Raw genomic sequence first — 15,161 nt, 5'->3', positions numbered from 1 at the left:
CGCGTGATGAGCTCTCCCACCCCCGAGGTCGCCTCGCCCGACCGGTACGCGCCCGAGTTCGAGGTGCGCATCGAGGGCCTGGAGATGGACCCCTCCACCAAGAACGACATCATCGACATCAAGGTGAACCGGGACATCGACGAGATGTCCGGCTTCGACCTGACCCTCAACAACTGGGACGACGCCAACCTGCGCTTCAAGCACAGCGACTCGCCCGACTTCCGGCTCGGCGGCCGGGTCTCGGTGCGGCTGGGCTACGCCGACAAGCTGCTCACCGTCGCCACCGGGACCATCTCCACGCTCAGCCCCAAATTCACCGAGAGCGCGTCCCCCACCGTGCAGGTCAGCGGGGTGGACGGGCTGCTGCGGCTCAAGGACCGCAAGCCCACCGAGAACGAGACCAAGATCTACCGCAATCTGCCCGACTGGCGGATCGCCGAGCAGATCGCCCAGCGCAACCACCTCCGCGTCGAGGTCACCCGCGAGGGCCCCACGCACGACCGGGTGGTGCAGAAGAACCAGGACGACGCGACGTTCCTGCTGGAGCGGGCCAAGCGGCTGGACTTCGACTGCTACATCCTGCCGGACCCCCGGACCGGCGAGGACACCCTGTACTTCATCAGGCCCACCGACGGCCGCGACGGCCGCCCCATGCGGGTGTACCGGCTGGCCTACGCCCCGGGACTGTCGACCGGCCCCACCGCCCAGCCCGCCGGGCTGATCCCCAACCTGCTGGAGTTCACCCCGACCCTGACGGTCTCCCAGCAGGTCAGCAAGGTCACCGTGCGCGGCTGGGACCCCCGTACCAAACAGCCCATCGCCTTCACCGCGACCGCCGAGAACCTCCCCGCCGGACAGAACACCGCCGACGGGCAGAGCGGGCCGCAGGTCGCCGAGTCCACGCTCCAGGGCCGCCAGGAAGTCCTCGTCGACGCACCCGTCGGCAGCGACCAGGAGGCCCGCGAACTGGCCATCAGCCTGCTGCGGGAGCGCGCGTACGAGTTCATCACCGCCACCGGCAAGGTCGCGGGCCTGCCCGAGCTGCGCCCCGGCGACAACCTGGAGATCCACGGCCTCGGGCGCCGCTTCTCCGGCATGTACTTCGTCAAACGCGTCGAGCACACGCTCAACACCGGTGGCTTCTTCACCCAGTTCACCGGACGGCGCATCCACCAGGGGGACCAGTGACCACCAGGACCACACCGCGGGCCCGCAGCACCGACAAGCGGTACTACGGCGTCGTCGAGGCGCTCGTCGTGGACAACGAGGGCGACGACGAGGGACGGGTGAAACTCAAGTTCCCCTGGTTCGACGACGTCACCGTCACCGACTGGATCCGCGTCAGCCAGCTCTACGCCGGCCACGGCTACGGCACCGTGTTCGTGCCCGAGAAGGGCGACGAGGTCCTCGTCGCCTTCGTCCACGGCGACATGCGCTTCCCGATCGTGCTCGGCGGCCTCTACAACGGCAAGGACAAGCCGCCCACCGCCCGCACCGAGGGCCGCGACCAGAAGGTCATCCGCACCCGGCACGGGCACGAGGTGCTCCTCGACGACACCCGCTCCCAGGCCGCCGTACGCGTCACCTCCGCCGCCGGCCACGTGGTGGAGCTCGACGACCAGGGCAAGGAGATCCGGATCACCGCCGCCGAGGGCGGCAGCGTCACCGTGACCGCGCAGGGGGAGATCACCCTCAAGGCGCCCAGGGTGACCGTCGATTCCCCCTCCATCGACCTCGGCGGCGGCGCCACCGAGCCACTCGTCCTCGGCCACGCGCTGCTCCAGGCGTTCAACACGCACACCCACCCGTCCGCCGCCGGGCCCACCGGACCGCCCACCCCGCCGCTCACCCCCGCCGTGCTGGCCAAGAAGGCGAGGACCGCATGAGCGAGGAGTTCCTCGGGACCGGCTGGCGGTTCCCGATCCTGCCCGACGCGTCCGGGCGGCTGGGGTACGCCGTCGGCGAGGAGAGCATCGAGCACTGCCTGCGGGCGCTGCTGCTCACCGGCACGGGCGAGCGCGTCATGCGGCCCGAACTCGGCACGCGGGCGCACGAACTGGTCTTCGCGCCCGGCAGCGTGCAGAACCTGCGCGACCTGGAGAACTCGATCGCCGCCGCCGTCCGCGACCACGAGCCCCGGGTGGAGCTCGACGAGGTCCGCGCCGAGGCCGACCCGGCCGACGCGTCGCGGATCACCGTCTCCGTCGTCTACCGCATCCGCCGCAGCAACACCAAGGCCAACCTGGTCTTCCCGTTCTACGCCGGACTCACCGGACTCAGCGGGCCCCTGGCCGCCCCCGGCCCGGCGCCCTCCGGCCCCTCCGGTTCCCCGGGGAGGACGCCGTGACCCTGCCCGCACCCAAGCTGGACGACCTCACCTGGGCCGACATGATGGCGGCCATCCGCCGCCGCATCCCCGCCGAGTCCGACGGCACCTGGACCCTGCACGCCCCCGTCGACCCCGGCGTCACCCTCCTCGAACTCTTCGCCTACCTGCTCGAACAACGGCTGTACTGGCTCGACCAGGTGCCGGACGCGCTCGTGGTCGCCATCCTGCGGCTGCTCGGCCTGGAACCCCCGCGCCCGGCCCGCCCCGCCGCCACCGTCCTGCACGTCACGGCCCGGCGGACGGGCACCGCCGTCCCCGTCCTGCCCGCCGGAACGGCCCTCACCCGCGACCCGGCCGGGCGGATCGTCTTCACCCTCGACGACGACCTGGCCGTCTTCCCCCTCGCCGAGGGCACCCCGGTCACCGTGTGGACCGACCGCGACCGCACCGCCGACCTGCCCGCCCGCCGGGGCGTCCCGCTCCTGGCGGGACACGGCGGCCCCGCGAGCGCCCGCTTCACCCTGCCGCTCACCGGGGCGCACCCCGCGCCCGGCCCGATCGGCCTGCTGTTCGAGCTGGACGCGCCCGCCGCGTCCGCGCCGTCCTGGCTGCCCGGCGCCGTCGCCGACGTACCGCCGCCCGCCGAACTGACCTGGTCCTGGTTCCGGCCGGGCACCGACGTCCACGGACCCTTCGCGAAGGTCGAGGACGGCACGGGCGGGCTCAGGCGGTCCGGCGTCGTCCGGCTCCACCCGCCCGCCGACTGGACCACCCGCGACACCGGCATCCTCCTGTCCACCCCGGCCGCGACCCACGCCGCACCCCCGCGCCTGCTCGGCCTCGCCGTCAACGCCGCCGCCGCGCACCACCGCCAGTGGCACACCGCGAGCGGCGAGCACCTCCAGGAGCAGACCGACGCCTGGCTCAAACTGCCCGGCCAGCACCTGCTCCTGCCCGAGGCCGCCGAACGGCTCCTGGAGGCGCGCGTCAGCCTCGCGGACGAGGAATGGCGGCCGGTGCCGGACTTCACCTTCGGCGGCCCGGCCGACCGGATCTTCGTCCTCGACCGGACCGAGGGCGCCGTGGTGTTCGGCGACGGACTCACCGGCCGCATCCCCCGCCCCGGACGCGAGGCGAGCGTCACGTACGCCACCGGCGGCGGCCGGGCCGGCAACGGCGGCATGACCGCCAACTGGGTCCCGGCCGGTGACCTGCCGGCCGCCGTCACCGCCGCCAGCCTCGTCCGCGCCGAAGGCGGCGCCGACCCCGAGACCGTCACCGAGGCGCGCCGGCGCGCCGCCGCCTCCCTCGGCGAGGTGACCCGCGCCGTCACCGCCGACGACTTCGTCACCCTCGCCCGCACCACACCCGGCGTCGCCGTCGCCCGCGCGTACGCCTCCCTCGGCGAGCACCCCGGCCACCCGTGCACCCCGGTGCCCGGCGCGGTCACCGTCCACCTCGTCCCGGCCGTGCCGCGCGACGACACGACGGGCGAGGGCTTCGTCGCCGCGCCGCTGCCCGACCCGGGCATGCTGTGCGCCGTCGCCGCCCACCTGGAGCGGGCCCGGCTGCTCACCACCGAGGTCTTCGTCCGGGCGCCCCGCTACCGGGACGTGGCCGTGCGGGCCGACCTGTCGGGCGACCCGGCCGACCGGGCCCGCGTGTCCGCCGTCCTCACCGAGGCGCTGCGCCGCCACCTGGACCCGCTGGTGGGCGGTGAGGAAGGGGACGGCTGGCCGTTCGGACAGCCGCTGCACCCCTCCGTCCTGCTGCGGGCCGCCCAGCGCGCGCTCGGCGACCTCGCGGTCGTGACCGCCGTGGCCATCGGCCTCGACGGTGCGGAACCCGGCGAGGACTGCCGCGAAGTGCCCCTCGGCCCCGTCGACCTGCCGGTCCTGCGAGCCGTCCGCACCCGGATCGTGCCCGCCGTCGAACCGGGGGAGGGGCTGGCATGAGCGGCGACGTGTGGTGGGAGAAGGCGGCCCGCGACGAGGAGGGGCGGATCGTCCCCGCCCCCGGACCGACCGGTGTCCAGCCGGAGCTGACCGACGCCACCCGAGAGGCGGTCCGGGCCGGTGTACGCGGCCGGATCGCGGGCTACACCCCGGACTGGACCGACCCCGACCGCCAGGACGCCGGAGTCGCGCTCGTCCGCCTCTTCGGCACCCAGGCCGAGCCGGTGCTCTCGCGCGTCAACCGTCTTCCGGAGAAGGTACTGGCCGAACACCTGGCCACCGCCGGGGTGCGGCGGCGCCCGGCCGGAGCGGCGGCCGCCCTCCTGGAGTTCACCGTGAACCCGCCGGACGGCGCCTCCGTCCTCGTACCGGCCGGCTTCCAGAGCGCGGCGTCCGGCCCGGCGGGACAGGTGGTGTACGAGACCGACCACGACCTGTACGCCACCCCCGCCACCCTCGCCGCCCTCGCCGTGCAGGAGGGCGGGAAGCTCCAGACCCTGCCGACCGGACCGGCCGGACCCAGCCGCCCGTTCGCGCCGTTCGGCCACGACCCGGAGCCCGGCAACGGCCTGTGGATCGGGCTCGCCGCCCCGGCCGCCCCCCACCCGCGGCTCGCCCTGGGCTTCGTCGTCGCCCCCGCCCCGCCCGCGCCCGCCGGCTCCGGCGGCCTCACCCCCCTGCCGCTGCCCCCCGCGCCCCTGCTGCGCTGGGACGTGCTGGACGGCACCCGGCTCGTCCCCGCCGAGCTGGTGCGCGACTCCACCGACGGCTTCCGCGCGAGCGGAACGGTGGAGCTGCGGGTTCCGCACACCTGGGAACCCGGCGGCCCGCCCGCCGCCCGGACCGGTCCGCCGCTGCGCTGGCTGTGCCTGCGGATCGCGCACGGCTCCTTCGGCGGGCCCGCCCCGGTGCTGTCCGGGCTGCGCCTGAACACCGTCGCCGCAACGGCCGCCCGCACCGTCCGCGACGAGCCGCTGCAACCGATCCAGGAACCCGGGGCGAGCGGCCGGCGCCGCATGAGACTCAGTCAGGTACCGATCCTCGCCGGCTCCGTGGTCATCGAGGTCGACGACGACCCCGGCGCCGACGTGTTCGGCACCACCACCGCGACCGCCTCCCGCTGGCAGGAGGTGGAGAGCCTGGCCGCGCACGGCGCCGACGACCGGGTCTTCACCGTCGACCACGCGACCGGCGAAGTGACCTTCGGCGACGGCGTCCACGGCGCCGCCGTACCGCCCGGATTCCGCAACGTCCGCGCCGTCCGCTACCGCGTCGGCGGAGGCAGCGCCGGCGCCGTGCCCGAGGGCGCCGTCAACTCCGTGGTGACCGCCCTTCCGTACGTCATCGGGGTCACCAACCCCTTCCCCGCCTCGGGAGGCACGGACCCCGAGCCCGACGCCGACGCCATGCGCCGGGGCGTCGGCGAACTGCGCGCCCGCGGCCGCGCCGTGGCCCCCGCGGACTACGGGCTGCTCGCCCCCCGCGCGCCCGGCGCGTCGGTCGCCCGCGCCCGGGGCGTCCCCGGCCTGCACCCCGACTTCGCCGGGGCGCCGATCCCCGGCGTCGTGGGCGTCCTCGTCGTGCCGCCCGCCGACGGCGGCGCCGAGCCGCCCGTCCCCACCGCGGCGACGCTGCGCGCCGTCGCCGACTTCCTGACCCGCGAGGCGGCCCCCGCCGGGGTCACGGTCGTCGCGGCCGCCCCGTCGTACCGCAGGGTCGCCGTCGAGTCCTGGGTCGCCCTCGACCCCGGCCTCGACCGGGCCGTCGTGCTGGCCGCCGCGGGTGACGCGATCCGCACCCACCTGGACCCGCTGCGCGGCGGGGAGGACGGCGCGGGCTGGCCCTTCGGCGGGGCCCTGCGGCACACCGCGCTCGTCCGGCGCCTCCTCGCGGTCGATGGGGTGCTGGCCGTCTCCCGGCTCTCGCTCACCGTCGACGGGACGCGGCTGCCGCCCTGCGCCGACCACGCGATCGGCCCCCACGACCTCGTCTGGCCGGAGCGCCCGCTGCTGATCCCGGTAGGAGACCGGCCATGACGTGCACCCCCCACCCCGCGACCTTCCGCCTGCTCGACGCGTACGTCGGCTGGGACGAGACCCCGGACGGCGAGCCCGGCACGGGCGGCGTCGTCGGCTTCGACGACCCGGCCGGCATCCGGCTCGCCCACCCCGGCGCCGCGCCCGAGGGCCCCACCCGCGACGAGCTGCTGCCCTGGTTCCCCGACCCGCGCCTCGCACCCGGGTGCGGGCCGTGCTCCTGGTACCTGCTCGTCCCCGGGGAGCGGCGGCTGCTGCGCCGCGACCCGTGCACCGGCGCGTTCGGCCCCGTGTGGCCGCCCGCGTGCGACCCCGGCACGCTGCGCGCTCCCGTCTCGGTCGCCGCGCGCGGCCACCGGCTGGCCGTGGTGGAGACCGACCGGGTGCTCGTCTGGCGCCGCGAGGGCGCCCAGCTCGCCGCGGTCATCCCGGTGCGGCGGCCCCGGTGGGCCGCGCCGGGCCCCGCCGACGAGGTCCTGATCGCCCGTCAGGGCAGCACCGACCTGCTCCGGTACGGCTCGTCCGGCGGCTTCCGCGGCACGCTGCGCACCGGGGCGCGCGGCGAGATCGCCGGGCTGCGCACCGGGCCGGGGCGCACGGTGTGGCTGCTCACCGACGACGGGACCCGGCTGCGCATCCACCGGGGCGGCCGCGGGCGGCCCTTCCGTACCGTCACCCCTGCCGAACTGGCCCGGGCGCTGCCGCCGTCCGCGCTCACCTCGGTGGACGACGAAGGGTTCCGCCTCACCGAGAAGGGCCCGGACGGGCCGCGGACCCACGGCCACACCTGGCACGGCCTGCCCCGGGACACCGCGCCCCGGCCGGCCGGCGCGTACGTGACGAGCGGCTCGTACCTCACCACCCTCGTCGACAGCGGCCTGTCACGCTGCCGCTGGCACCGCGTGCGCGTGGACGCCGAGGTGCCGGCGGGCACGGCCGTGTCGGTCGGTGTCGTCGTCACCGAGGACGGCCGGTACGAGGAGAGCGACTGGCAGGTGTCGCCACCCGGCGTCACGGACTTCCTCGTCGACCAGCCGCCCGGCCGCTACCTGCGGCTGCGGCTGCGGCTGTCGGGCGACGGCGGCGCGACTCCGCTCGTGCACCGCGTCCGGCTGGACTTCCCCCGGGCGACCAGCGCCGACCTGCTGCCGCCCGCCTTCCGCCAGGACCCGGCGGCCGACGACTTCACCGAGCGGTTCCTGTCGCTGTTCGACGCCACGCTCGCCGACGTCGACCGGGTCATCGAGCGCTACCCGGCGCTCCTCGACCCGGCCGGCGTCCCGGACCGGGTACTGCCGTGGCTCGCCGGGCTGCTCGGGCTGTCCTTCGAGGCGGGATGGGACGCGCGGACCCGGCGCGCGCTCCTGGCCGCCGCCCCCGAGCTGTACCGGCGCCGCGGCACGCCCTGGGCGCTGCGCGAAGCGGTGCGCATCGTGTTCGGGATGGCCCCCGTGATCGACGAACTCGCCACGGACCGCCGCTGGGCGCACCTGCGCGCGGCCGTGGGGCAGCAGGGGCGGCCGGGACCGGCGCCGGGTCAGGAAGGGCTCCCCGCGCGGGCACAGGGCCTGGGCTCGGTACGGCTGTTCGGCCGGTCGGCGAGCCGCTTCCGGGCCGGCGGCTCCGCCCTGGGCGCGGCGCCACTGCGCGCGTACGGGAACCCCGACACCGATCCACTGACCGCGCACGCGCACCGGTTCCGGGTGCTCCTGCCCGCCGGATCGGCCGATCCGGGGGCGCTGCGACGGCTGGTGGAGCGCCAGGCGCCCGCCCACACGGTGGGGTCGGTACGGACCGGCGGAGCCGGATTCGTGGTCGGCTCCCGGTCCACGGTCGGCGTGGACACCGCGTTCGTACCACTGCCGCCGCCCGTGCTGGGCGGCCGGAACCCGCTGCGGCTCAACCGCGACGGGGTGCTCAGGCCGGGACCCGCAGGAATGCGCCGAGGGGTGGGCGTGGGAGTCGTCTCCGCCGTCGGTGTGCATACACAAGTGTCGTGAGAGGACGGGGAGATGACGGAGACGGGAACACCGAGGACGGCGGGGCTCGACGCACCGCCGCTGCGCAGGCTGCGCTACTTCCACGGACAGATGCTGGGCGCCAGGGACTTCCAGCGCGAGCAGGACTACCACCGCGAGAAGCTGAAGCTGCGCATGCGCTGCCTGCTCGGCTACGGCGTGGTGTGCGGCCTGTTCGTGGAGCCGGTTCCGGCGGATGACGACTGCCCGCCCGGCGGGACGGCGGCCGGCCCGGCCGCGGAGGCCGACGAACCGGCGGCCGAGGAGCACCCGGCCGCCGGAACCGAGGAGCACTCCGCGCCCGCCGGGGAGAGCCGCACCGGGCCCGAGCACACCGAGCGCAAGGCCAAGGTGCGGATCACCCCCGGCCTCGCCGTGGACTGCGACGGCAACGAGGTCGTGGTGCGCGGCGGTTGCGTGGTCGACCTGTGGAAGGCCCTGCCCCACCACGAGCGGGACACCGACACGGTGTGGGTCGGCATCACGTACGGCGAGCGGGCCGTCGAACCCACCCGGGCCGTCTACAACGACGCCTGCGCGGACACCTCCGACTGCGAGTACGGCTGGACGGAGGAGTGCTACAAGATCCGCGTCACCGGGTGCGAACCGCCCGTGGACGATCGCTGCGACACCTGCTGCGCCCCGTGCGACCACAAGGTGCTCTGGCTGGCGCGGATCGACTGCGTGGACTGGCACCGGCCGGTGCGCCGGCACCAGATCCACATGAACGTACGCCGCCCCTTCGGCCGCCACCTGCCCACGGTGATCACCGGCATCAACTGGATCCACGGGCACACCTACACCATCGACGAGGCCAAGGCGCTGCTCGGTACCCAGGACGAGGACGGCGGGCTGGTGGTGCGGTTCTCCGCCGGGGTACGCACCGACTGCCTGCGCCCCGGAGTGGTGGAGCTCCAGGTGATCGAGGGCGGCAGCGGCCGCAACGCCTCCACCTGGTACATGGGCGGCACCTTCGCCGAACCGGACGACGACTGCGACGAGTTCACCGAACGCTTCCGCTACCGCCAGACCACCCGCGAGACGCTCCAGGACGGCGACCGCGTCATGATCACGGTCCGGTCCGCCTTCATCCTGGACCGCTGCTGCCGCCCGGTCGACGGCACCCACGTCGGCGGACGCGTACCGCTCATCGACGACGCCGGCACGACCACGGACGCCGGCGCGGCGACGGACGCGGGGACGACCGACGGCGCCACGAGCCCGGCATCCCCACCGGGATGCGACCTCCCGCCGTCAGGCATCGGTCCCTGGACGTCCGGCACCGGCGCCGGCGGGGACGTCTTCGAGAGCTGGTTCTTCGTGAAGGAGCGCTGATCATGCGAACAGACTGCGGATGCGGCTGCGGTGGCGACGCCACCCGCACCTCCGCCTTCGTACGCCCTCGCTTCTTCGCGGGCCAACTGCTGACCGAGGACGACCTCGGCCTGCTGGTCGACTACACGACCGCGAAGAGCAGACTGCACAACCGGTCCCTGTACGGGCCGGGCGTCATCTGCGGCCTCGGCGTCACCTGCGCGCCCTGCGGCGGCGGAACCGTGGCCGTGCACCCCGGGCACGCCCTGGACTGCGCCGGCAACGACATCGTGGTGTCGTGCACCGAACAGGTCGACGTGCAGGCCCTGGTGCGGGAGCGGCGCGTCAGCGCCCTCGGCGTGGACTGCGGGGAGGACTGCGACGACGAGGGCGGGCGCCGCTACGGCCTCTACGTGCGCTACCACGAGCAGCCCGTCGAGCCGGTGGCACCGTACGCCACGGAGGAGCCCTGCCCGTCGCCGGGCTGTGTGCCCTCCCGCGTCCAGGAGGGGTTCCGGTTCGTCGTCAAGTGCGCCGACGACGAGGACCACCGCCACAACCCCGGCACCCGCCTCCTCGCCGGCATCGGCGACCTGACCCGGGCGGACCGGGCGCGCACCCGCGACCGGCGGCTCCAGCACTACCTGGACGCCCTGTCCACCGCCGCCGCGGCCATCGGCCGCACCTTCCGCTTCGACGCCGCCGACGCCGGGCGGTACGCCACCTCCCTGGCCTGGCTGCGGCAGAACGCGGCCGGCGAGGGCCCGCCGCCGCCCCCGGCGGCCCGGGAGATGACCGAGCACGTCCGCGCCCTCGCCAGTGCCGTGGCCCGGTTCGACACCCACGACGCGGCCGGGCGGCGACGGCTCACCGGCGAGTACCCCGACCTCGGCACGGTCCAGGAGGCCCGCGGCCTGCTCGGCACGGCCTGCGGCCGGCTCGCCGCCACCGACCAGGAGGCGGCGTGGCCCGACCCCCTGCGCCGCTCGCTCGCCCGCGCGGTCGTCACCGAGACGGCCACCCGGATCGTCCCCGAACAGGGCGACGCCGACGCGCCGCTGGAAGTGCGCATGCTGGCCCAGGGCACCCCCCTGAGCCACGCCCTGCGCGTGGAGTTCCGCGCGGACCTCGGCCTGGTACGGGAGTGGCTGCTGTGCCGGCTCGACCAGTCCGGCGGGGGCGGCGACTGCGGGCTGCGCACGGAGGTCGCCGCCGTCGACGTACCACCGCCGCTGCCGGCCCCGCCGCCGGACAGCACCGAGCGCGCGACCGTCGCCGAGGTGCAGCGGATCGCCGAGGCGACGGCCGCGCTGACCGTGGCGCTGCGGCGCTTCCTGACCGACACGGCGTGCGCCACGCTCAACCCGCCCTGCGGCGACTGCACGGACACCGACGTCCTGCTCGCCCACGTCGAACTGGACGGCTGCGACGTCGTACGGATCTGCTCGGCCACCCGGGAGCAGGTACTGCCCGGAGGGTCGGCGTACGGCGAGTGGCTGCCCAAGCTGTACCGGCTGCGGGAGCTTGCCGAGCGGCTGTGCTGCCGGCCCGCGCCCCGCCACCCCGGGCCGCAGCTCCCGCCGGAGGGCGACGTGCCGCGGCCGTACGCCACGGGACTGCTCGGCGACTGGCCGCGCACCGGGGACCTGGAGGAGATGCTGTCCCTGCTGCTCACCCCCGCGCCCGGCGAGACACCGCCCAAGGCGCTGCACGAACAGGTCTACACGACCCCCAGCGAAGTGACCGACAGCATGCACGAGCTGGCCGTGCTGCGCACGCAGGTCGCCGGTCTCACCTCCGCCCTGGAGGGCCTGCGCACCCAGCTCGGCAGCGCGCAGACCGAAATGGCCCGGCTCCGCGAGCAGGTCCGGGCACCCGCCGGACCGGCCGGCGGCACGGACGGCACGACGAGCGGCGCGCCGGACGGTACGGCGGACGGGGCACCGGAGGAGACGCCGGACGCGCCGCCCGACCGCGAGGAGCCCACCAGGCGCCCGGCCAGGCGCGGCCGCTCCTCGCGCGGCCAGAAGCCCGGGGAGACGCCATGACCGGCCCGCTGCGCCCCACGTTCCACGAGGGCCAGGTGCTGGCCGCCTCGGACCTGTCGGCCACCGTGGAGTACGCACGCGGCCTGGCCGCCCGGCACGCGCGGCACCTGCACGACTGGGGCATCGCCGAGGGGCTGGACCTGGTCACGCAGGCCCGCACCGACCCGCGGACCAACGCCCGGTACGTCGAGGTCAGCGTGGCACCGGGGGTCGCCCTCGACGGCACCGGCCGGGAGGTGGTCCTCACCGACCCGGTGGTGCTGCGCGAAAGCGACTTCGAGGAGGTCAACGGCGCCGACCGGCCCACGGACGAGCCCTACCCGGTCTTCCTCACCGCGGCGGACCGCGAACCGGCCAGGGCCCCGGGCCCCGTCCCGTGCACCGGCGGCGCCACCCGGACGCGTGTGGAGGAGTCGTACCAGATCCTCTTCGGCCGCCTCGGCGACGAGCGGCTCGTCGACGAACAGCGCCCGCCCGCGACCGGCGCCCCGCCGTCCGCCCCGCCCGCCCGCTGGCTCGTCCTGCTCGGCTACGTCCGCTGGACGGACGGCCACTTCAGCGGCGTGGAGAGAGAGGCGCGCCACGTGCCGGTGCGGTTCGCCGGGGTCCGCGCGGACACCGTCTCGGCCCGGTCCGGCTCACTGACCCTCCGCACGGCCCCGGCCGTCACCGAGGGCGAGCCCGCGCTCGTCCTGTCCGGCGGCGACCGGCCGAGCCTGGTCTTCGGCCTGTACCAGGGCAGCGGCACCGTCGCCCCGCTGCTGACCGTCGCCGCCAACGGCAACCTCACCGTCGAGGGCAGCGTCAGCGGCCGGACGGCGGGCGGCAGCAACCGGGTGACGTCCGGTACCGCCACCGACGGGATGCTGCTGCCGCTGCCGTCCGGCGTCACCCCGGAACAGGTCGCCGACGGGCGGGTCGTCATCCATGTGCGGCTCACCCCGCGCACACCGCCCACCGCCACGGACTCCACCCTCGTCAGCACCGTCGAGGCGGCCGTGGACGACGACCGCAGAGTCAGGTGCCGGCAGCGTCTGTACGACCCTCTGGCCATCCCGGTCACGGTGGTCGAACGACCCGGAGCCGTCGACTTCCTCGTCCTGGCGACGGTCGCGGCGACGAACGGAGGTGGCTGACGGTGGCTCTCACCGTGGTGTACGCGATCGGCACGGGCCACGTCGTCGGCGCGCTCGACCTGACCGGGGCCGGCGGCACCCCGCCCGGCCCGGAGACGCTCGTCGGACGCGAGCTGCCGCTGCGCGTCTCCCTCGGCGGCGGCCGCACCGCCACCCTCCCGCTGAACGCCAGGGAACTCGCCGTGGCGTCCGTGGACGACGAACCGGGGGTCCTCGCCGACCCGCTGGCCTTCGGCGTGGAGCTGAGCCCCGAGGGCAAGCCCAAACCCACCCTGCTGCGCCTGCCCGCCTGGACCGGCGACGGCGGCATCGCCCTGGCGGCGGACGGGGTCACCCTCACCGTGAAGGTCCCCGTGCCCCGGGCCGCCAAGGCGGTCGTCCTGGTCTCCGACGACCAGGAGACGCACGTACTCGCCGGGGAGATCCCCGCCCAGCACAGAGAGGTGACACTGCCCCTGACCCTCACCTCCGGCGGCACGCACGGCGTGCTGGCGCTGGTGGCGGGCTGGGCGGGCCGCCTGGAGAAGGAGGCCGTGACGTGACCGGGCCCGCCGCACGGACCACCGGGGACACCGGCGACCCCCGGGACACCGGGGACACCGGTGAGATCACGGTGCACCGGTGCACCGTGACGGTGGTCCGGCGCGGTGGGTGGAGCTGGGGACCGGACCCGCGCGCCCTGGTGCGCGACGTGGTCGACACCCTCCCGGACCTGCTGGCCGACCACTTCGCGCCCCAACTGGCCGGCGACGGACCGGACGTGGAGATCACCGAACCGGTGATCGTCACCGTCCGGCCCGGCGCATTCGGCCGGTTCGGCCGCTCAGCCACTTCCGCCGAGGTCCGCTTCTCACCCGTCACCATGGCCGAGGTCCCCGCCGGGCCGCCCCCGGACGAGGTGTCGTTCGAGGAGTCCTTCGCCGCCCCGGCGGCCCCGTGGGCCGCGCCCGTGGCCGCCGCCCTCTTCGGCGAACTCGCCGAGCGGGGCGAACTGGACGCGCTGCTCGCCCTGCTGCCCGAGGAGTCCCTCGTCACCTACGTGACCGCCCTGCTCGCCGACGACCGGACCGCGGCCGCCCGGCTCCTCACCGAACTCGCCCGGCGGGCCGGCCCCGGGTGGCCCGCCGATCTGCTGCCCGAGCCCCTCCGCGACCCGTTCGCGGGCGCCGCCACCGGGGACCTGCCCGGACTGCTCGCCGCCTACGTCACCACGGCCGACCGCGAGGACGTGGCACGCCTGGCCCGCGCCCTCGCGGGCGAGCCCTCCCCGGACACCGCCGAACCGGCCCCGCCGCCGGGCCCCGTTGCCGGGCGCGCCACCGGAGAGGTGCGTGTCCGCTCCGCACTGCCCTTCCTGCTCACCGGCCCACTGGCCCGGATCGGGTACCTCGACGCCATCGGCCCCGCCCTGGCCGGTGCCGAACTCACCGAGTACGCACCGCTGTTCGCCGCCGCCCTCGCGTACAAGGTCCTCGGCGTGACCGAGCGCGGCTGGCGGCGCGGCGAACACGACACCGAGACGGCCGCCGTGTTCGCCGGGCTCGAACCGCCCGTCCCCGAGGAGCGGCTGGCCGCGTTCGCCCGCCTCGCCCGCCCCGCGCTCCCGGTACTCGACGGGGTCCTCGCGCTCGCGGTGTGCCGCGGCCACGACCCCGCCGACCCCCTGCTGCTCACCGGCGCCGACGGAGGGCTCCTCCTCGTCGACGCCCAGGGCATGTTCCCCGTCGCCTGGACCACGGACGCCGCGGCACTGCTGCCGCACTGGCGGGCCTGCGGCCGGCCGGCCGTGCTGATCTGCGACGGCCCCCTGCCCACCGGCACGCTGCGCGAACTGGACGCGGCGGGCGTACCGTTCCTGACCGGCGTGCGGCCGCTGCGCGGCGACCCGGTCACGCGGCTGCCCTGGCGCACGCCCCTGTGGACCGGCGCCACCCGGCGGCCGGCCGACCCGCGCCCGGCCGCCTCACTGCCCGCCCACGCGGACCGGTGCGCCGACCTCGTCACCGCCCTGGTGGCCGAGCGCCGGGCCGTACCGCTCGCGGCCGACGGCGCACTGGAGCGCACCGTCACCCTGGCCGCCGCCCTGGGCCTGTCCACCATCGCCTGGACGCTCTGGCGCGACCGTGAGACCCCGGACCCGCTGTCCGCCCTGCACCGCTTCGCCGACCTGGAGGCCACCGTCCGGTTCGAGCGCGCCGCCGTCCGGGTACGCGTCCCCATGGGACGGCGCCACGCGGACCTCCTGCGCGGCGGGCTGCTCGCCGACGTCGCGGACGTGCCGTGGCTGGGCGGGCGGGCCCTGACCTTCTCGGGAGGGTGACCCAC

Annotated in this window: 11 protein-coding genes; all 11 read left to right on the top strand. The window is 75.9% G+C overall.

The window, feature by feature from the left end; genetic code table 11:
* Positions 1–6 precede the first annotated feature (6 nt).
* From E2B92_RS28910 to E2B92_RS28860, 11 genes are read left to right on the top strand one after another with little or no spacing between them, the layout of a single operon-like run.
* Positions 7–1,188: a phage late control D family protein gene (locus E2B92_RS28910; RefSeq protein WP_126887722.1), complete on the top strand. Its 1,182-nt coding sequence runs from the start codon at positions 7–9 to the stop codon at positions 1,186–1,188.
* Entirely contained in the window at positions 1,185–1,886 is a 702-nt protein-coding gene (locus E2B92_RS28905; RefSeq protein ID WP_126887723.1) for a phage baseplate assembly protein V, read from the top strand. The genes E2B92_RS28910 and E2B92_RS28905 overlap by 4 nt, the downstream gene beginning before the upstream one ends.
* Positions 1,883–2,347, top strand: coding sequence for a GPW/gp25 family protein (locus E2B92_RS28900; RefSeq protein ID WP_133087748.1), 465 nt, complete (start codon positions 1,883–1,885; stop codon positions 2,345–2,347). The genes E2B92_RS28905 and E2B92_RS28900 overlap by 4 nt, the downstream gene beginning before the upstream one ends.
* Entirely contained in the window at positions 2,344–4,284 is a 1,941-nt protein-coding gene (locus E2B92_RS28895; protein WP_133087747.1) for a putative baseplate assembly protein, read from the top strand. Before E2B92_RS28900 ends, E2B92_RS28895 begins: the two co-directional genes overlap by 4 nt.
* Positions 4,281–6,320 (top strand): putative baseplate assembly protein, encoded by a 2,040-nt coding sequence (locus E2B92_RS28890; protein ID WP_133087746.1) that lies wholly within the window; start codon positions 4,281–4,283, stop codon positions 6,318–6,320. The genes E2B92_RS28895 and E2B92_RS28890 overlap by 4 nt, the downstream gene beginning before the upstream one ends.
* On the top strand, positions 6,317–8,320 hold the full coding sequence (locus E2B92_RS28885; protein ID WP_126888348.1) for a phage tail protein: 2,004 nt from the start codon (positions 6,317–6,319) through the stop codon (positions 8,318–8,320). The genes E2B92_RS28890 and E2B92_RS28885 overlap by 4 nt, the downstream gene beginning before the upstream one ends.
* Positions 8,321–8,332: 12 nt before the next feature.
* Entirely contained in the window at positions 8,333–9,673 is a 1,341-nt protein-coding gene (locus tag E2B92_RS28880; RefSeq protein ID WP_126888349.1) for a hypothetical protein, read from the top strand.
* Positions 9,674–9,675: 2 nt separating this feature from the next.
* A complete protein-coding gene (locus E2B92_RS28875) occupies positions 9,676–11,700 on the top strand; it encodes a hypothetical protein (RefSeq protein WP_126888350.1) in 2,025 nt (674 codons plus the stop codon).
* Complete coding sequence (locus E2B92_RS28870; RefSeq protein WP_126888351.1) at positions 11,697–12,836, top strand: hypothetical protein; 1,140 nt, start codon at positions 11,697–11,699, stop codon at positions 12,834–12,836. The genes E2B92_RS28875 and E2B92_RS28870 overlap by 4 nt, the downstream gene beginning before the upstream one ends.
* Before the next feature lie 2 nt (positions 12,837–12,838).
* Positions 12,839–13,378 (top strand): hypothetical protein, encoded by a 540-nt coding sequence (locus E2B92_RS28865; RefSeq protein ID WP_126888352.1) that lies wholly within the window; start codon positions 12,839–12,841, stop codon positions 13,376–13,378.
* Entirely contained in the window at positions 13,375–15,156 is a 1,782-nt protein-coding gene (locus tag E2B92_RS28860) for a hypothetical protein (RefSeq protein ID WP_235024024.1), read from the top strand. The genes E2B92_RS28865 and E2B92_RS28860 overlap by 4 nt, the downstream gene beginning before the upstream one ends.
* Positions 15,157–15,161: the final 5 nt, after the last annotated feature.

The organism is Streptomyces sp. WAC05374 (assembly GCF_004353505.1).
GTDB lineage: Bacteria > Actinomycetota > Actinomycetes > Streptomycetales > Streptomycetaceae > Streptomyces.
Note: the sequence above shows the minus strand (reverse complement) of the source record. Positions and strands in the feature narration are given on the sequence as shown.